Raw genomic sequence first — 18,505 nt, 5'->3', positions numbered from 1 at the left:
TCGATTTGTTCCGAGTCTCGTAGGCAAGTCCTATAGATCCGATCCCGCCCTGGATACGGCAGCACAGGCTCGGGAGTGAGATTACCCTCCGCAAGAGGAGTAAGAATGAGCGGCCCTTTCAAACCGCAGGCCTCTATAATCGGATATCTTTCCGAAGGATCTCTACGAAGCGATTTAGGTCCATTTTACAAGCGCTTTCTAAATTATGGAATTCTAATTCCGGGGTTTTAACGAGTGGGCCGTTAAATTTACGCATTCCCTAGGAACGAACACCGGATTGGTAAAAATGCTAACGACCATAGAATACCGATGACCGATAGTATTATTTTAGCAACAGCTCGTAAGCATAATGCAACATTGTGGACTCGAGACGAAGATTTTATCGGTTTAGACGGGATTAAATATTTCCCGAAAAAGTAGCCCCTCGATACAATTTCCCCTCTGGGGAAATCACTCAGGACGGCGCCCTTTCATGACAAAGATCGGACCTCCCGAGCGTGCGAAGCACCGTATCGAGGGATCAATCCAAAGGAACCAGATCGTTTAGAGTGAGATCCTCGATGATATGCTGGTAGCCTTCCCTATCATTATAGAGAACGGAGATCTTATCTCCGTTGATTTCCTGGATCTCCACTTGGGCGCCGGTGAGAACGATCACACCTTTTAATAGAAAACTTCTTTTGGTCAGTTTGGCTTTATCACCCGGCTTCATGCTTCTCCATGTATATATCCTTCCCTTCTTTTTTCATGGAGGAGAAGATATGAATTTGTCTTTGGTCCACCCTAGTTCCTATATCGTAGACCGCGTCCGTAAAATCGGCTCCGTCTATTTTTGCTCCGGCGAGTTTGGCCCAACGCAGATCCGATCCTTTCAGATTCGCTCCCGTCAGATCGGCCCCGTTCAAGAAAGCCCCTCTCAAGCGAGCGCCTTCGAAATTGGCTCCGGCAAAATTACAATTGGTAAGAAATGCGTTATTCAGATTCGCACCGGAAAAATCGACTCCGTGCAAATCTTCTTTTTCTAATATAATCGAGGAAAGATCCTCGCCTTTCAGATTTCCCTTTTCGGAAAGAATTTCCTTTGCCTTGGAAGCGGTAATCCTTCTTTCTTTCGGAACTCCTGCTCCTGTTTCGTAATCATGGATCGCCTGCTGTAGAGCGGCCACCGCGGATTCGGGATAATTCTTTCTGCGTTCCGGAAACTCGAAACGTTTTTCCACATCGTCCGTGGTCACGTTTTTGAGTTCGTCGATCGTCTTTCCTTTGGCGATTTCTGTGGCCATGGCAAGCGCTACGATTCCGAAGCCGCAACCAGTTGTGGTATAGCTCGCATCGGTTACGGTTCGATTCTCGTCTATCTTAAGATATATCCTGTATCCGTCTCCGCAACCCACGTTTCTATAATTCGAAACTACGGTCGCGTCTTCCATTTCCCTATAGTTCAATCTCTGATCGTTGATTTCTTTGTATCGGTTAAAATCCATTACTGTCATGGAAGGAACTCCTTTCGGACAAGACTTTCGGAATAGAATAACATAATTAGAATGATTCCCTTTCTCAGATTAGACGTTTGCGTAGGATCTTGAAAACAATTTTTTGGCGATCTTGGAGCCCCCGCGCAACGACTCTGTTCCTGTTGATGCAAGCAAATGGAGCTAACCGCAAGCATAATCGCGGGAATGATTAAAACGCGTCAGGGATCTGGCGGGTGCGAAGCAGTCGCGAAGCGACCGAAGCGAAAGCGAAGCCCAGAGGAGCCCGACCTTCGCCAAGCCAAAAGGCTTTGCGAAGGGGACGCCACTGATCTCTCTATTAGGAGATTTTGTATTTTTTCTTGAACTTGTCCACTCGACCGGTGGTATCCAGAATTTTGGATTTTCCGGTGAAGTATGGGTGGCAGTTGGAGCAAATCTCCACGTGGATATCTCCGACCGTGGTACGGGTCTCGTATACCGCCCCGCAAGCGCAGCGAATTTTGGCGTCGGCGTATTTAGGATGGATGTCTGTTTTCATATATTCTCCCTTCCTTTGGTCCTTATTGGGCGTTCATGCTGCCTAAAAAGGCCTCGTTTGTCTTAGACTGCCTCATCTTATCCAGCAATAATTCCATGCTTTCCGTGATGCTCATGGGAGAAAGCACTTTTCGGAGAACAAAGACCTTCTGCAAGGTTTCCTTAGGCAATAGAAGTTCCTCTTTTCGAGTTCCGGACTTATTGATATCGATCGCAGGGAAAATCCGTTTGTCGGATAGCTTCCGATCCAGATGGATTTCCATATTACCGGTTCCTTTGAACTCTTCGAAGATCACCTCGTCCATCTTAGACCCGGTATCCACGAGTGCGGTCGCAATAATCGTAAGGGACCCGCCCTCTTCGATATTTCTGGCCGCTCCGAAGAATCTCTTAGGCTTGTGAAGTGCGTTTGAATCCACCCCTCCGGAGAGAATCTTTCCGGACGTAGGAATGACCTGGTTATAGGCCCGGGCCAAACGGGTGATGGAGTCGAGTAGAATGACGACATCTCTTCCGTGTTCCACGAGCCTCTTGGCCTTTTCAATGACCATCTCGGCCACCTGAACGTGACGAGTTGCTGGTTCGTCGAATGTGGAACTCACCACTTCTCCTCGAACGTTACGAGCCATATCGGTCACTTCTTCCGGACGCTCGTCTATGAGTAGAACGATCAGAGTGACTTCCGGATGGTTTCGGGTAATGGCATTGGCCACATTCTGCATGAGAATGGTCTTACCGGTTCTAGGAGGAGCTACGATAAGAGCGCGCTGTCCTTTTCCGATCGGACACATCAAATCCACGATTCTAGTATCCAGCTGGGAAGGATCGTGCTCCATCACCAATCTTTCGTTCGGATACAGAGGAGTCAGGTTATCGAATAATGCCCGTTTGCTGGCTACGTCGGGGGTGTATCCGTTTACGGTTTCCACCCTTAGCATCGCGAAGAATCTTTCGGACTCTTTAGGAGGTCGGATTTGTCCCTCTACAGTATCTCCAGTGCGAAGTCCGAAGAGCTTGATTTGAGAAGGAGAAACATAGATATCGTCCGGACCGGGAACGTAGTTATAATCCGGAGAACGAAGAAAGCCGTATCCGTCCGGCAGTCTTTCCATGACGCCGGCGGCATGCACCTGCCCTTCTCTTTCCGCCTGAGCCTGGAGAATAGCGAAGATCAGGTTTTGCTTTTTTAAGCCCCCGGTGTTCTCCACTCCTAGATTTTTCGCGACTTCTATGAGTTCAGAAATGGAAGTCTTCTTGAGAGCGACTAGATCGATCGGTGCGGGTGTGGGTCCTTCGTAGGAGCCTCGACGTCGTTTGCGGGAACGAATCTCCGCTGTTTCCGGATCGTCTTCCGGAAAATTCGGTTCTTCTTCGTTGTTATCGTTTTGTGCGTCGTTATTATTGTTGTTTTGGTAGTTGTTTCTGGGCTTAGAGTCTCGTCTTGGGTTGGCCATGGAATACCGTTATTGGATTTGGAAGACCTATATGAACTTCCAGTATTCTTGTTATTCGATTAAGAGCGGGTTTTGAGGATCCGGATGCCGGTTCTTTTTTTCGATCGACCGAGGAAACCTTCTTTCTATGTGAGGAACATAGTTTTCCGAAAGAGGGAGCAAAGGTCGGCTCTTAAGGTGGACTATTTCCAAATTCTAAACTCTGTCAATGAATTTATTTCTGCTTTGTCCTTTTTTTAGACGGTTGTTTCTTTTTAGAACCGCCCTGCTTTTTCTTAGGAGCCGCCGACTTGGGCTTAGATTCGGAGTTAGGAGTCGGTTTGGAAGCCAAGGAAGGAGACTTTTTACCGGAAGGCGCGGATACCTTTTTGCGCGGAATCGGTTGGTCCTTATTCAATTTGAATTTGGAAGCGAGATCCAAAAACTTAATCCGATTCTGCAAGGTGGTTCTAGGCACTCCCAGATCCAAGGCGGCATGGGATACGTTTTCTTGGTTTCTCTTGAGTGTATGATAAATATAACTTCCTTCCACTTCCTTAAGCATGGTCTCTAAGGGTAGCTTTTGGTGGAAGGCTTCGGTAACGGACGGAAAGTCCGTCCCTTCTCCATCTTGGCTATTCAGCTTGGAAGAAGCGGGTGAAAAATGATACAGATAGCCGAGAGGCTTTCCCTTCTGTTTTAGGATGGAGACCCTTACCAAAGATTCCAAGTCCTCGATAAAAGTCTGAACGGAAAGTTTACCCTCTTCCAATCTGAGTTCATGGGTCTTAAGATAATTACCTAGTAAATCCTTGGCCATCTCCTTTAGGAGTTTCTCTGCCTGGAGAATGCTATCCCGAAACCATTTGCGTGGTAGGATCTCCTTCTCGAAACTCTCGTTGTAAAAAACCGTGTGTCCGTCCAAATCCGTGGCAAGAAGGCCGTCCGGAAAATTTTGTAACAAAACCTCCATGAACCACTGGCTCTGTCTGGCCTTGTCTTCCTCGGATTTTTCGGGAGAAGTTTCCTTTTTCTCGGTTTCCTTAGCCACCCAGGACGCGCGGCTGAGTTCCGCCATAAACCGAGGCTTGTCCCATTCTTCCGCTTTTTCTCCCGTAGGAGCTATGACCGGGATGGTTCTTTGTCTTTGGAAGAATGCGAGTAGGCTATCCGGAATTTCTTTGACTAGAAACTCTTCGGGGATTCGGGAGAATTCCCTCTCCGCAACGCTCAAATCCGCCAACTCCATAAGCACTCTTTCTTTGGGAAGAAGTCCTAAGAGACCGCTCGCTTCTTCCCAAACGGGAAGATGACTGGCAGGAGTGTAGAGGAAGAATTTGTATATGGCTTCGATTCTCATAGAGAGAGGACGAGAAATCGCCCCGAAATGACTTCTTTCGCAGGTCGACAGGGAAAACGCCTTAACTTTTTTTTTCGAATCTGGGAGTTTTTGGAGCCGCACGAATGTATTAGTCCGGGTTTCCGAAAAATTTCCTTAGGAAACCAAGATCCAACTTCAGATCCAAGTCATAGAAGAGAAAAAGTTTAGGGACAGAAGAATTCCCGAGTCTGGATACGAAACCCGGGGAGTATCTCACTTTTCAATATTGCTCCCCTATCCTTCTTCCATTCCTCGCCGTTTTGGCTCCTCCAAACTTGCAAGGATCTTCCGGATGGATCTACGATCCAATATTCTAGAACACCAAAAGACAAATACAACTCCGCCTTTTTACCTAGGTCCCAGGAACGATTTGAGGGGCTTAGAATTTCAATCACCAACTCGGGCGGTCCGGAGATATGCTCTCGGATGATGGAGAGTCTATCCTTAGATACGAAACTGATATCGGGTCGAAGAATCGTATTGCGCTCTTCCCAGATCATATCCGTCTCCAAAGATACCCTGCCGATCGGATTGGATCTTAGGTATTCGGAGAGAAGATGACCGAAACGCAACTGGAGTTCTCCATGGCGAAAAGAACCGCTGGGAGCGATACGCATGACCCCTTCCACCAATTCGTATTGAAAACCATCATCCGGTAAAGAAAGGTAAGTCAGGGTATCTATGCGTATATCTTGGAATCGCGGTTTTAAAAATTGGATGCAAGAAAGCATGATAGAACTATATAAGAAAAAAGTCAATCGTGCAAGAGAGGAAACTTTGTTCCAAACGAAGTAGGCGCGGAAAAGCGGTTCCGCATTTAAAAGAGTAGACTAACGTCTTACGAGTTTTTCGGCTGCGGGACCGTATTCTTCCGGATAAGAAAGCTTGGCCACCTTCAGACTAAAGAGAGAATACTTTAAGGATCTTTTATATAGGACCAAAGCGTAGAGATGATTTCCGTCTCTACGGAATTTATTTCCCGCCAGCCATTCTTCTCTGGCCATCCGGAAATAATCGTTGGCCTTCTCCTCTTCTTTGGCGGAAATAGGATGCCTTTCTTCCGTTTCCATTTTTTGGAAACGACTTTCTTTAGCTACATGCTGGAGAAGTTTATCTGCGGAAGATTCGGCGTATTCGGACCAGCGTTTCAAGGATTCAGGAAGAGTTCTTTCCAGAACGGCAAGTGCGTCCGCTTTTTCCTTAGCGGTTCCCACCTTGGAAGCGGAGGCGAGCTCCGCGGAATAATTCTCTATTTTCTCCAGATCTCTTTTCAGATCGGGAGAAGAGAAGGATTCTCCGATTTCACGGAGAATTCTCACCTTAGAGTCCACGGATTTTTTTCTTTCCCGAAAAGTTTGGCTTCCTTGAGAAGATTCAATTCCTTCCCAAGCGATGAAAGCGAAAAGAATTCCGGCAAATAGCAGGACCCATTTCCAGAATCCTCTATTCCGGAGGGAAAGAATTTCTTCTGGAGTGGGCAGATCCATGGCCTTTTTTAGTTTCCTGCACCGGATTGAGGCACGGGGGGAAGCGCTTCTTTTTTATTGATATCGTCGGAACGAATTTCTTCGTTACTCTTCTCCAAAAAGGAGACTCGGGCATTGGTGATGAATCCGTAATTGTCGTCGTGAGTCTCTAAAAGATCCACGGGATTGTCTTTCCCTTCTCCAGGAGGAGAGATTTTTTGGGAAAGAAGTTCGTTATCGATATAATCGATCAGAGTGTTTCGAATGCGATCGTAATCGGAAATATTTTCCTTTTCGGCGGCATTCCGGACCTCGTCCAGGTTCACGAATTGGAATTCCGCCTTATCGTCATTAGGCGTTTTTGCCGCGATCATGGCGAGAATAGCGAATCTTCTGGCCCTTCTCGCGACCTTGATCCCTTCTCCGAAAAGAACAAGCTTCACTCTGAATTGGTAAGGAGAAGAATTATACGCGGAAGTAAAACTGTCTTCTGAGGATTTTAGATCCCGAAAACCCAATTTCAAGAGATGCTGAGCGATCTTATCGTTGGAACGAATGATCATAGGAGAAGCGGCTTCCAGAAGAATCCGAGCCGTCTTGATATAATTCTCGTGAACTACTTGGAAAATATCCTTCATTTCCGCCTGGGCGGATTTCAGATTCTTATAAGAAAGGCTGTAATTGCTTTGGAAATACCACATATTTCCGTTGAAGTCAGCTTGGTTTGCCTTCTTGAAAGCGCGGTAATTGTCGATTCCGTTCAGTTTCCTATACAATTCTTCCTGACCGGCCGGGGCATTCCCGGCTGGTTTCTGTCCGCTCTGAGCATTTTCTGCCGCGGTGGGAGTTCCCGTCTGGGTCTTAGGAGCAGCTGCTCCTTCTTCCAACGGTGGAGCTAGATTACTCACGCAAATATTGATGAACTTGAGATTGATCTTATTCTCATCGATTAGAATGGCGAGATTGGTCTGGTCCGGAGAGACGGCGTAATGCCGGTTGGAAATCCCGATCATGAAAAACGCCGTTACAGCGATAAATAGAGTACGTTTCGAACCCATAGCTTTCCCTACTAGTAGACTATCGGCAGACGGCGGAAATTCGTAGTCTATTTTTTCGCTCTCCGAAGCGCTGAAATGGGTGATCGGAGAAAATTTATCACTCGCGAAGCCTCCCACAATCGGGACGGTTCCCGAGTGATTCAAGCATAGCGAGAATCGTATCGAGGGACCTTAGAGTTAACTACTCATAAATTCTAAGGTAATATCGAACGCCACCGTCGACCGTTCTGTGCGAAAATGAAACAGTAATTCCGAGCCCTTTTTACGAAAAGGCCCCCGCCCAATGGTACAAACCGGAGACATGGGTAACAAAATAGACCGGGAACATAGGTAACACTAAACGTATGCAAAGGAGGGCTAATCCTTTGCCGTGGAAAGAGGTGTCACCTATGGACGAGAAAGTAAAATTCATTGCAGCAGTCTGCGATGGTAATGTATCGATGAGTTCTCTTTGTGAGACATTTGGTATAAGTAGGAAGACCGGTTACAAATGGCTGGACCGTTACCGTAAAGAAGGTCCTGAAGGATTATTAGATAAAAATCGAGCTCCACATTCAAATCCGAATCAAGTGGGCTTTGCCGAAGAAAGGATGATCATAGGAATTCGTAAAGATCATCCAACCTGGGGGCCTCGAAAGCTTCTTGCGTTTCTGGAAAATTCTCATCCGGAGTTGGACTGGCCTGCTGCAAGCACGATAGGAATCATTCTGCAAAAAAGAGGTTTAGTAAAATCTAAAAAGAAACGGCAGGGAATGGCAAGATACTCTGAACCTTTCAAGGGGTATGATCATGCAAACGCAGTATGGTGTGCAGATTTCAAAGGAGATTTTAAGTTAAAGGATGGGATTCGTTGTTACCCGTTAACGATTTCAGACGGATATAGCCGCTTCTTACTCTGTTGCAAGGGTTTATCCGGAACAAGAACATATGAAACTAAAAAGGAATTCGAGAGATGTTTTAGGGAATATGGACTTCCTAATGCAATACGAACAGACAACGGGATCCCTTTTGCAGCAGATTAGGAATTTCGCTACTTTCTACTTGGTGGATCAAATTAGGAATCTTACCCGAACGTATCCAGCCGGGCAAGCCACAGGAGAACGGAAGGCATGAGAGAATGCACAGGACCCTAAAGGCAGAAGCTGTTTATCCAATCCGTTCGAATATGAAGCAGCAGCAAAAATCTTTTGATAGGTTTAGGAAAGAATACAATAACGAACGTCCCTCACGAAGCCCTTAGGGCAAAAGACACCATCTCATTTTTATAAGGCATCTACAAGATCATTTCCGAATCGTATACCGGAGATTTCTTACCCTGGTCACTTCGAGGTCCGGAAGGTGGATGATGGGAATTTTTATTGGAAGAATAAAAGGTTCTTTGTTACTAAAAGTTTAGGGGGCGAGTATATAGGCTTCGAGCCAGTGGAGGATGGTATTTGGACAATTTATTTTAGCTTTGTTAAAATAGGAATATTTGATGAAAAAAGACAGAAGGTCTCTAGGATATTAAAAGTGTAACCCATGTCTCCGGTCTAAACTGTTACCTATGTTCCCGGACGTACAAATCACGGGTGGAGGAGGCGGGCTTGCGGGAGAAAGCCGAGATTTGCTTTATCAGAAAAATATTGTTTCGTCGCCTAAGATTCTCATTACGATCGGAATTCTCATTCCAAGTGCATCTTACTTCCCGGCAATGGCTTGGTTCCCGAGGATTCAAGCAAAGCGAGAATCGTATCGAGGGACCTTAGAGAGCTCCGATTCTTCGAATCGCCTCGACCACATCCTCTTTCTTTCCGAAAGCGGAGAGCCGGAAATATCCTTCGCCCGCAGGTCCGAATCCGGAGCCTGGAGTTCCTACCACCTGGGCCTTGTCCAGAAGACGATCGAAGAAATCCCAAGAACTGAGATTGTCCGGAGTCTTGAGCCAGATATAAGGAGCGTTGACTCCTCCGAAGACCTCATAGCCTAACTTCTGCAATCCTTCTCGGATTGCTTTGGCATTGCTCATATAAGAGTCTATGCTCGCCCGAATTTCTTTCTTCCCTTGGGGAGAATAGATGGCCTCGGCCGCTTTTTGGGTTACGTACGAGACACCGTTGAACTTAGTAGTATGTCTTCTGCTCCAGAGAGAAGCGATGGAAACTTCCTCTCCGTTTTTCGTTTTTCCCTTCAATTCTTTTGGAATGACGATATAAGCGCAGCGAAGTCCTGTGAATCCCGCAGTCTTGGAGAAGGAACGGAATTCGATGGCGACTTCTCTCGCTCCTTCTATCTCGTAAATAGATCTGGGAATTCCAGGCTCGGAAATGAAAGCTTCGTAAGCGGAATCGTATAGAATAATACTTCCGCTCTTCTTCGCGTAATCTACCCAACCTTTCAAGGCCTCTTTGGAAGCGACCGTCCCGGTAGGGTTATTCGGGAAACAAAGATAAATCAGATCCGGTCTTTCTTTCGGAAAATCGGGTTGGAATCCGTTCTCCTTTGTAGCGGGCATATAAATGAGATTGGAGTATCTTCCGTCCGGTCCGGCTTCACCCGTCCTTCCTGCCATCACATTCGTATCCACATAAACGGGATATACCGGATCGCCGATCGCTATCTTCGCGTCCGTAGAGAATATCTCCTGAATGTTTCCGCAATCGCATTTGGATCCATCGGATACGAAAATTTCCGACTCGTCCAATTTCACTCCGAGAGGAGCGTAATCGTTATCCGCAATCGCTTTAAGCAGAAAGGAATACCCTTGTTCCGGACCGTATCCGTGAAATCCTTCCGGAGTTCCCATCTCTTTGGAAGCGGACACGAGCGCGTCCACTACGGAAGGAGCTAAAGGAAGAGTAACGTCTCCGATCCCCAATCGGATGATTTTTGCGGAAGGATTCTTTTCGGAATAGAGTTTGACCCTTCTTCCTATTTCTGGAAACAGGTATCCTGCTTTCAGTTTTAAATAGTTCTCGTTGATATTCGCCATGTATTATTCGTTTTCCTCGTCAAAATCTCGAATGGGTTTGCGACCCGCAAATCCTTCGTCGTATCCGTGTTCAAAGAGAAGATCCTCTTCTCCCAAATGCCAACAATAGTATCCTTTCCCGTTATCGAAATCCACTAGCCAAAGACCTTTGACCTCGATCCCCAGTTCTCGGATCTTGGAAGACCAATCGATAAGAAGGGACTCTACCCTTTCTTCCCTGGCTTCCTGCTCGTTTTCCTGATAGAGCCCTTCCTTGATCTCTTTCTGGATTCTTCCTACGTCCTCGTAAAATTCCTCCGTGATGGATCGGACATAGGGTAGAATTTTTCTAGCTTCTTCGTATGTCCAGATTTTACGTTCCATTCTTCCCCGTTTTAGAATTTGACGCCCAGAGAAAGACAGAGTAAGGTCATTCGACTCACGACTCCGTATTTCGCCTGTCGGAAATAAGCCGCGTTCGGTAGATCGTCCACATCCGTAGAGAGTTCGTTCACACGAGGGAGGGGATGCAGAATCGTAGTGTCCTTTTTGGACGCAAGAATGAGTTCCTTATTCACCTTAAAGGATTCCTTGAGTCTCTCGTATTCCTTATGATCCGGAAATCTTTCCTCTTGGATCCGAGTCACATAGGCCACATCGCATTCCCAAACCTTCTTGATATCGTCCGATTCTTCAAAGCTGATCGGAAAGCCGGAAAGGCCTTTCTTATAGGACTCGGGCAAGGCCAGCTCGGGAGGAGAAATCAAATATAAATGCACCTTGTAATGGCGGAGAAGATTGATCAAGCTATGGATCGTCCTTCCGTATTTCAGATCTCCGATGAATGCCAGAGCGAGTCCGTCCAATTTTCCTTTTTCGGAAATGATCGTGTATAGATCCAACAAGGCTTGGGTCGGGTGTTGTCCCGCTCCGTCGCCCGCATTGATCACCGGAATCTTAACCGCTCCTGCCGCAATTCTAGAAGAACCTTCCACAGGATGACGGATGACGGCTATATCCGCATAGGCATCGATCATCTTCATGGTATCGTATAAGGTTTCTCCCTTAGAGATGGAGGAGAATTGAAAGCCGACCGTGGAAAGCACCCTTCCCCCAAGTCTCTCCATAGCCGCCTCGAAAGAAAGTCGTGTTCGAGTGGATGCTTCGAAGAAAAGGGAAGCCAGAAGTTTTCCCTCCAGAATTCCGAAAGCCTTATTCTGCTCCACCAAGCGTTCCATCTCTCTCGTTCTTTCCACGAGAAAGTCCAGGTCCTCTTTGGTGAACTGGTCCGTATCTAGGATATTCTTATGCTCGTACGCCATTTTCTGGACAGATTGATTCGGGAGGAAACGGAGGCAAGAGAATTCGAAGCGGTACCAGAAGACCGATATTTAAAAAAGACTTTCCCCGTTTCCGAAAGGAAATATCCCAAGGGCAGGCTTCTCCCCATGACGGAAAAAGATTCCATCCAGGAAATCATCGATTTATATAAAAAGGATCTGGATTTAAGCCTGATCCGTGAGAGTCTGAAATTAACCCCTACTGAAAGAATCCGGCGCCTGGAGGAACTGCAACTCGTTGCCGAAGAAATGAAACGGGCCGGAAAGGCTTGGCTTGATTCCCAAAACCAGGCTTAATAAAGAATAGAAGCTCTTCCTCCCCGTAATAGAAAACGGAGAGGAAGAAGAATTTTCTAATGGTGTAATGGAGTCGTCTTCGGTTTAAATCCTAATCTCCTTCTAAGATCCTGGAAAACGGAAAGAGTCACTGGGACATAGAGTAAACTACCCAGGGTTCCGAATCCGAGTCCCCAACCCAAAGCTAGAGTCATAGGGATCAAAACTGGATCCGATCCGCCCACACTGTATGCGGTCGGAAGCAATCCGGCCACCGTAGTCAAGGTAGTGAGAAGAATCGGACGAAATCTTCTGCGGCTAGCTTCCATAAGCACTTCGTCCAAAGGAGCCTTGGGAGAAGTTTTGGCCAAGGAGTCTATGCAATCCACAAGAACGATGGAAGCGTTCACCAATACTCCGGCAAGTCCTATGATACCGATCATAGCCAAGAAGCTGATCGCCTTTCCCGACAAAGGAAATCCGATCACGATTCCTACAATTCCCAAAGGAATGGTGCTAAGTATCAAAAAAGGTCTCCAGAAATTCTGTAAGGTCAAAGCGAGAATGATGAAAATCCCCGCGAGCGCCAATACTCCCGCCTTAGCCAAGGATGCCATAGATCTTTGCGTATCCTTTTCCTCTCCTCCGAAAACGATGGAGACTCCCGGATACTGCCTTTCGATCAACGGCTTGAATTCGTCCGCCACCTTTTGATTGGCTTCATGCGCGGTAGTCCCTTCTTCCAAACGAATATCCGCGTTAACCGTAATCGCTCTCTCGAAATCCCTATGCGATAATAGCTCGGGAGATTCTCGCAGGTCCATTTTGGAAATCTTGGACAAGTTTGTGATATTTCCCGCCTTGTTTCTAAGAGGAATCGCTTTCACCTCTTCAGGGTTCTTCCGGAAGTTTTTGTCGTACATGACCCTCAGATATATTTTGGTTTTTCCTTTCCTGACGTTCCCGGCCCTTTCTCCGTCGTACGCCGTTCTTAAAAGATTGGCTGCGGCAAAAGTGGAAACTCCCGTGAAGCTCTCCAGACCCTCGTCGAGTTTGATGTACATCTGTTTTCGGCCGTATCGGAAATCGTCCCGAACGGAATGGACTCCCTTGATTCCCTTCAGGAAAGACTGAAGCTCCGAAGACACTTTTTTAAGAACTTCATAATCTTTTCCTAAAACACCGATGGTGATAGGAGCCCCGATCGGAGGAGCCATCGCCATTTCCTCCAAATATACGTCGGATAATCCGGGAGTCTTACGGATATCCCCTTCTATGGATTTAAGAATATCTGTAGCCTTTCTCTTTCTTTTAGATTCCGGAGTCAGGTATACCATGATCACGGCCAGGTTTTCTCCGAATCTCGAAAGAGGATCGTCCGGATCCGTCTGTTGCACTCCTATTTTGGTGGAATAACTGACCAACTCGTCCTTAGGGATCTTTTTCAGGATCTCTTCCATGTATTTCATCTTTTCTCGAGTCTGGAAAATCCGAGAAGAAGGAGGAAACTCCGCTTTAATTAGGAAGATCTCTATGTCCTCTTTAGGAAATAGAATGAAATCCATTCGAGACATGGCTCCACAGGAACCCAGAACCAGGAGCATAATCGTAGCGAAGGATTTATAACGATTCCGGATCGTCATTGCGACGAAATTCGAAAATCCCTCCTCCATGCGATTGAAGAATGCATCCAATTTCAATCTAAGTCCGGAAGATTTCTTCAATTCTTCCGGAGTCTTAGCGAAAGCTGCAATCCTCGCGGGTAAGAATAGGAAAGATTCTATAAGACTCGCGGTCAAGGCTACGATCACTACGAGCGGAATCTGCCAGATGAATTTTCCCATGATGCCGGACATGAATAGCATAGGAAGAAACGCCGCCACGGTGGTGAGATAAGATCCGAAGATCGGAATCACCATCTCCGTGGTCCCTTTCAGAGCCGCGGAAGTCTTATCCATCTTCTCCCCGAGATAAGTGTATATGTTTTCCGAGATCACGATGGAATTATCCACGAGCATCCCGAGAGAGATGATGAGTCCCATCATGGAGATCATATTGAAGGAAACGTCGAAGAACGGAATGACGGCAAACGTCATAAGCATCGAAAGAGGCAACGACATGGACGTCAAGGTTGCGGTTCGGAAATCCAAAAATAAAAACAGGATCCCGAAAACGATCAAGAATCCGATGAGAGCATTGGAAGACACCACGTTCAAACGATTCTTGGTTCTGGCCGCTTCGTCGTTCAGCTTGAAGGTTTTGATTCCTTCCGGAAAAGTTTTCTCCAATTCCGCCAATCTTTTTTGAACCAGATCGGCTACTTCGATCGCGTCCCCTTTCTCCTTTTTGATTACGGAAAGAATAAGACCTTGTTTACCGTTCGCAATGGCGAGAAAGCGAGGGTATTCGAAGGTGTCCTCCACCCTGGAGATATCTCCTATCCGAACCGTAGAGAAAAGATCGTTGGTCCGAACGGGAATCTTTCCTATTTCGGAGGGTTGTTTGAACTCTCCGTCTATTCTAAGATCGAACGCCTCTTCAGAATCCACGGAGCCCGCGGGAAGATTGATATTTCGATTCCGGATGGATTGAGTGATATCGGATAAATCCAAAGAATACTGCTTCAATCGGTCCGCATTTACGAGAATATGCCATTCTCTATCACGTTTTCCGAATACGTCCACCCGAGCCACCCCCGGGATTTTTTCCAATTCCAGTTCTATGAATTCGGCGACGGTATGCAATTCTATCTCGTCCTTCCCGCCGTACACGGAAAAGTCCATGATAGGAAAAGAACCCGATTTTCTTTCCGTGATTTTAGGTTTTTCCGTCACCTGTACCGGGAATTCGGAAATGGCATTATCCACGGCTCTCCGAATTTCATCCAGGACCTTTTCCGGATCCTTTTCGTCCAGGCTGACTCGGACGTCTATATCTGAGACTGAGTTCCTGGAGAAGGAACGGATTTCGTCTATCCCGTCTATCTCCTTGATCTTTTCTTCGATCGGATACGTTACGCGCAACTCTACGTCCGCCGGAGAGGCCCCGGGAAACTTAGTGGTAATCACGAGTTGTTTCATGTCCACATTGGGGAACGCATCCCTTCGCAAACCGCAGAGAGACATTCCCCCTGCGATAAAGATAAATGCTACTCCAAGATACATGAAAAGTCGGTTATGAATAAACGACTGAATTAATGTTCTCATATTTTTTCTATTTACTTTGTATTTTTCCCATCTATCGGATCCAGGAGACCGCACCATTGGCTCCAGGCCTGATCGATAAAGCTTTTATCCCAACTGTCCTTCGAAACTTCCATCTGTTTGGGCAATCGAATCCAAGGACAACCGGGATACTTATGATGGATTCGATGATAATTAAAATGCAGGAAAAAGGCGCTAACCGGGGCTGGAAGAGTCAGATTATACGCGGAATTTTTGTCGTCGATTTCTTTTCCATAATGATAGGCGTTATCGAAGAATGAGATAAAAAAAGAGCGAAGACCTAACATGAATAATGGAATCCAAGCGCTCTCACCGAACAACCAAAAGGAAGGAACGTAAAAGACCAGAATCCAAAGCATATCGATACGTAATTCCCGCAAGACCTCGGGGCGATAAATCCATTTAAAGAAACCTTCTTCAATGGGATACTGCGTGAATTTTTCCGTTACGGGTCTCGTCCATGTTTTAGGAAGAAATAAAAGCAACCCCGTCCCCACTTCGAAAAGATAAGTCGCCAATGTGATCCTAAAATAATAATTCCAACTCTGCAGCCATCTAGGACGGGAAGAAGTCGGATCGTAAAACTCGATACGATCTCCCGGTTCTCGATTGAATTTATGATGCATGAGATGGCTTGATTTAAGAACGGAATAAGGAGCTCCGAAGACCACACAGAGTAAACGACCCCAGAAATGATTGGTCTCCCTACGATTAGAAAAATTTCCGTGGATGCTCTCGTGGATCAGATTCCAAAAAGTATAAGAAAAAGGACCGGAGGCGAGGATCCAGACACAAGCGAGAGCCTTCGTTTCCCAACCGCTCCCAACCTTCCAAAGCCAGGGAAGGATATAATGGAAGCCCGCAAAAAGAAGAAGAATACCTATGGAAAAAATCCGATTTTCGGTAAAAGGTAGATCTCTTGAGGGTGCGGATGCTTCCATGTGGATAGGTGGAAATACGGGGTGAATTTCTGCAAGCATCCTTGGCTCCTAACCCGATGAACCGACGGTCGGTTTTAACCCTATTTTCGAAAAAAGTTATTAACTTATTTCCAAGAGAATTCTTTAAAATTCCTTTCTTCGAGAAAAAAATAGGCTCCCAAGCGGAGCGGATTCGGTCCAAAAGACCAATATGATATTCTTCTCTCGGATTTTCTTACTCTGGATCATCCTATCCTCATTCTATTGTTTTCCTTTGGATCCGGACCGGATCAAGTCTCCCAGCTATCGCGACGGTCGTTATCATAATCTGGATCCGGACGAAGAATTGCAAGGCAAGTCGCCGATCGACATTCTTCGTTGGAAACTCTGGGGTCCCAAGGATCCTCCGGCTGTGGAAGGTCTCACGAACGAACTGCCTCTACTTTTCGAGAGAACCGCAAAGGACCTCATCGCACCGGAAGGAAAAGTGAGAGTGGTCTGGTTGGGACATGCGACCGTATGGATTTCTTCCACTCAAAACGGAAAAACGATCAACTTAATCACGGACCCGATTTTCGAGGCTCCGATCTTAGTGGATCGACTCATTAAACTTCCTATTCCTAAAGAGTCTTTACCTAAGGTGGACTTCGTTCTCGTGAGCCATGCACATAGGGATCACCTAGACCGGGATACATTACGTTTTTTGAGAGCGAAAAACCCGGATCTACAGTTACTTCTTCCTTCCGGAATGAAACAATTCGCGGAGGAGGAAGAGTTAGGCGCCACAGTGACCCAGGAGCTAGGACAGATCACTTCCAGGGAAGGCGTAAAAATCGTATTCTTACCGGCCCACCATTGGAGCAGAATGGGGCTTAGGGATACCAACCAATATTTTTGGGGAAGTTATGCGATAGAGTCTCAGGGCAGAACTGTATACTTTGCGGGGGATACGGGCTATTCTTCTCATTTTAAGGATATCTCCAAAAGACTCGGTAAACCGGTGGATTTAGCCCTACTCCCGATCGGAGCCTATAAACCCAGATGGTTTATGAAATACGCGCATATCGGTCCAACGGAAGCTTTACTAGCCTCTAAAGATTTGGGAGCAAAGTCATTTGCGCCGATACACTGGGGAACCTTCCCCCTGGGAGACGATTTACCCCAAGAACCTATGCTAGATCTGAGACAAAGATTAAGCTTTCCGGAAACTCCGGATTTGAAAGGAATCCACCCACTTTATACAGGAATCTCCTGGGGAGTCCATGAAGGGGTCCGCATTCTTCCTTGGGGCATAGGCACAGGAATCGATCTTTAGTCGGTTTTTCCGGAAACGAATCTCAGGTAGAGCTTAATGGAATAAGGTACTACGGTTTAATCGGAAAAAACATGGATTCTTTCGTTCGGATTGGAATTCTGGTCCTACCGACCCAAGGAGAGGCCGATCCGAATGACTCCAAGCGGAACGAACGCATAAATATGAAAATAGCAAAGATATATTATATTCTTCTGATACTTATCGCATCCTTATCCCTCCCGATTTTAGGGCAAAGCGTGAATGGCCCTGGAAGCGTCCAGGTCCAATCGCAAGAGGAACAAAACGAAGAAAAGGAAAAACGTAAAAAAGCGGATCGAAGAGTCGATCAGAGAAAAGGTCTCTGGTCCTTCCAATGGGGTTATAACCGCGATTCTTATACGCAAAGCGATATCAATTTCCGAGGACCGGGTTACCATTTTACTCTCAAGGACGTAGTTGCCAGGGACAAACCGGAGCCGTTCAAAGGAGACGTTTATTTCAACCCGTCCCTCTGGGAGATTCCGCAATATAATATCAAGTTTACCTATTACATTAAGGATAACTTATTCATCACCTTCGGACAGGATCATATGAAATACGTGATGTCCAAGGGACAGGCCGCGAATATTTCCGGATACATCGATCCTCTAGCGATCGCTGCGGCCAGATACGCAACTTCCTTCGAGTCGGCTCCGTATTTATATCTGTTCCCGGAACACCTGAATCAATTCGCGGGGTATCACGGAGGAGAGACCATCAATATCACCCCGGACTTTTTGAAGTTCGAACATACGGACGGTCTGAATTATCTTTTCGTAGATGTAGGATATGTTGCTCCTCTTTGGATCTCTCAGAGCGGAGAAAATGCGCTGAGCCTAGTCGGATCCGTAGGTGGTGGCCCAGTGATTTGCCGAAGCGACGTTCGTCTATTCGGACAAGGAAAGAACAACCATTTCCATCTTTCCGGATACGGAGTCTCCGGCTATTCGGCTTTAAGATTGGATATGTTGAAATCGTTTTTCTTCGAATTCGGAGCCAAGGGAGGATATATCGATTTGACGAATATTCTCACGAACGGTAAATCAAAAGACAGGGCCACTCAGAACTTCGGATTCGTGGAAATGATCGTGTCCGCAGGACTGATGTTCTAA

General features: G+C 46.5%; 17 protein-coding genes and 1 pseudogene. 5 read left to right on the top strand and 13 right to left on the bottom strand.

Annotation, left to right across the window (positions count from 1 at the left end; genetic code table 11):
* The first annotated feature begins 246 nt into the window (after window positions 1-246).
* Complete coding sequence (locus LEP1GSC061_RS21400) at window positions 247-420, top strand: DUF5615 family PIN-like protein (RefSeq protein WP_415751825.1); 174 nt, start codon at window positions 247-249, stop codon at window positions 418-420.
* A gap of 100 nt (window positions 421-520) precedes the next feature.
* Here LEP1GSC061_RS21400 and LEP1GSC061_RS04795 read toward each other — a convergent pair whose 3' ends face one another.
* From LEP1GSC061_RS04795 to LEP1GSC061_RS04760, 8 genes are all read right to left on the bottom strand, one after another.
* Window positions 521-712 (bottom strand): hypothetical protein, encoded by a 192-nt coding sequence (locus LEP1GSC061_RS04795; RefSeq protein WP_016544760.1) that lies wholly within the window; start codon window positions 710-712, stop codon window positions 521-523.
* Window positions 699-1,493, bottom strand: coding sequence for a pentapeptide repeat-containing protein (locus LEP1GSC061_RS04790; protein ID WP_016544622.1), 795 nt, complete (start codon window positions 1,491-1,493; stop codon window positions 699-701). The genes LEP1GSC061_RS04795 and LEP1GSC061_RS04790 overlap by 14 nt, the downstream gene beginning before the upstream one ends.
* 319 nt (window positions 1,494-1,812) lie before the next feature.
* Complete coding sequence (rpmE, locus tag LEP1GSC061_RS04785; RefSeq protein ID WP_008592280.1) at window positions 1,813-2,013, bottom strand: 50S ribosomal protein L31; 201 nt, start codon at window positions 2,011-2,013, stop codon at window positions 1,813-1,815.
* A gap of 22 nt (window positions 2,014-2,035) precedes the next feature.
* The gene (gene rho, locus LEP1GSC061_RS04780) at window positions 2,036-3,466 is read right to left on the bottom strand and encodes a transcription termination factor Rho (protein WP_016544221.1); all 1,431 of its coding nucleotides are present in this window, start codon (window positions 3,464-3,466) and stop codon (window positions 2,036-2,038) included.
* 214 nt (window positions 3,467-3,680) lie between these two features.
* On the bottom strand, window positions 3,681-4,805 hold the full coding sequence (locus LEP1GSC061_RS04775; protein ID WP_040508173.1) for a PAS domain-containing protein: 1,125 nt from the start codon (window positions 4,803-4,805) through the stop codon (window positions 3,681-3,683).
* Between the two features lie 185 nt (window positions 4,806-4,990).
* Window positions 4,991-5,557 (bottom strand): Uma2 family endonuclease, encoded by a 567-nt coding sequence (locus tag LEP1GSC061_RS04770; RefSeq protein ID WP_016544790.1) that lies wholly within the window; start codon window positions 5,555-5,557, stop codon window positions 4,991-4,993.
* 99 nt (window positions 5,558-5,656) lie between these two features.
* The gene (locus LEP1GSC061_RS04765) at window positions 5,657-6,313 is read right to left on the bottom strand and encodes a PROCN domain protein (protein ID WP_016544964.1); all 657 of its coding nucleotides are present in this window, start codon (window positions 6,311-6,313) and stop codon (window positions 5,657-5,659) included.
* Window positions 6,314-6,321: 8 nt separating this feature from the next.
* The gene (locus LEP1GSC061_RS04760) at window positions 6,322-7,305 is read right to left on the bottom strand and encodes an adhesin OmpL37 family surface protein (RefSeq protein WP_415751824.1); all 984 of its coding nucleotides are present in this window, start codon (window positions 7,303-7,305) and stop codon (window positions 6,322-6,324) included.
* 410 nt (window positions 7,306-7,715) lie between these two features.
* Here LEP1GSC061_RS04760 and LEP1GSC061_RS22035 point away from each other — a divergent pair.
* Window positions 7,716-8,868: pseudogene (locus LEP1GSC061_RS22035) on the top strand (integrase core domain-containing protein).
* 226 nt (window positions 8,869-9,094) lie between these two features.
* Here the strand turns inward: LEP1GSC061_RS22035 and LEP1GSC061_RS04750 are convergent.
* The 3 genes from LEP1GSC061_RS04750 to pyrB are packed head-to-tail and all read right to left on the bottom strand — an operon-like array spanning window position 9,095 to window position 11,622.
* Window positions 9,095-10,321, bottom strand: a complete 1,227-nt coding sequence (locus LEP1GSC061_RS04750) for an LL-diaminopimelate aminotransferase (protein WP_016544250.1) — start codon at window positions 10,319-10,321, stop codon at window positions 9,095-9,097.
* Between the two features lie 3 nt (window positions 10,322-10,324).
* The gene (locus tag LEP1GSC061_RS04745; protein WP_016544759.1) at window positions 10,325-10,684 is read right to left on the bottom strand and encodes a DUF2203 domain-containing protein; all 360 of its coding nucleotides are present in this window, start codon (window positions 10,682-10,684) and stop codon (window positions 10,325-10,327) included.
* A gap of 11 nt (window positions 10,685-10,695) precedes the next feature.
* Window positions 10,696-11,622, bottom strand: a complete 927-nt coding sequence (gene pyrB / locus LEP1GSC061_RS04740) for an aspartate carbamoyltransferase (RefSeq protein WP_016544435.1) — start codon at window positions 11,620-11,622, stop codon at window positions 10,696-10,698.
* Here pyrB and LEP1GSC061_RS04735 point away from each other — a divergent pair.
* Window positions 11,608-11,937: a hypothetical protein gene (locus LEP1GSC061_RS04735; RefSeq protein WP_016544579.1), complete on the top strand. Its 330-nt coding sequence runs from the start codon at window positions 11,608-11,610 to the stop codon at window positions 11,935-11,937. The two genes, pyrB and LEP1GSC061_RS04735, sit on opposite strands and share 15 nt — an antisense overlap.
* Window positions 11,938-11,993: 56 nt before the next feature.
* On the opposite strand, the gene LEP1GSC061_RS04730 is transcribed toward LEP1GSC061_RS04735, so the two are convergent.
* Window positions 11,994-15,122, bottom strand: coding sequence for an efflux RND transporter permease subunit (locus LEP1GSC061_RS04730; RefSeq protein ID WP_040508063.1), 3,129 nt, complete (start codon window positions 15,120-15,122; stop codon window positions 11,994-11,996).
* 11 nt (window positions 15,123-15,133) lie between these two features.
* Window positions 15,134-16,120 (bottom strand): fatty acid desaturase family protein, encoded by a 987-nt coding sequence (locus LEP1GSC061_RS04725; protein WP_016544615.1) that lies wholly within the window; start codon window positions 16,118-16,120, stop codon window positions 15,134-15,136.
* Between the two features lie 151 nt (window positions 16,121-16,271).
* Here LEP1GSC061_RS04725 and LEP1GSC061_RS04720 point away from each other — a divergent pair, with 151 nt between their 5' ends.
* Window positions 16,272-17,375 (top strand): MBL fold metallo-hydrolase, encoded by a 1,104-nt coding sequence (locus tag LEP1GSC061_RS04720; RefSeq protein WP_016544239.1) that lies wholly within the window; start codon window positions 16,272-16,274, stop codon window positions 17,373-17,375.
* Window positions 17,376-17,551: 176 nt separating this feature from the next.
* Window positions 17,552-18,505, top strand: coding sequence for a hypothetical protein (locus tag LEP1GSC061_RS04715; RefSeq protein ID WP_375517452.1), 954 nt, complete (start codon window positions 17,552-17,554; stop codon window positions 18,503-18,505).

The sequence above is a fragment of the Leptospira wolffii serovar Khorat str. Khorat-H2 genome (genome assembly GCF_000306115.2).
In the GTDB taxonomy this organism is placed as follows: domain Bacteria; phylum Spirochaetota; class Leptospiria; order Leptospirales; family Leptospiraceae; genus Leptospira_B; species Leptospira_B wolffii.
This window is presented reverse-complemented; position numbering and strand designations above follow the sequence as displayed.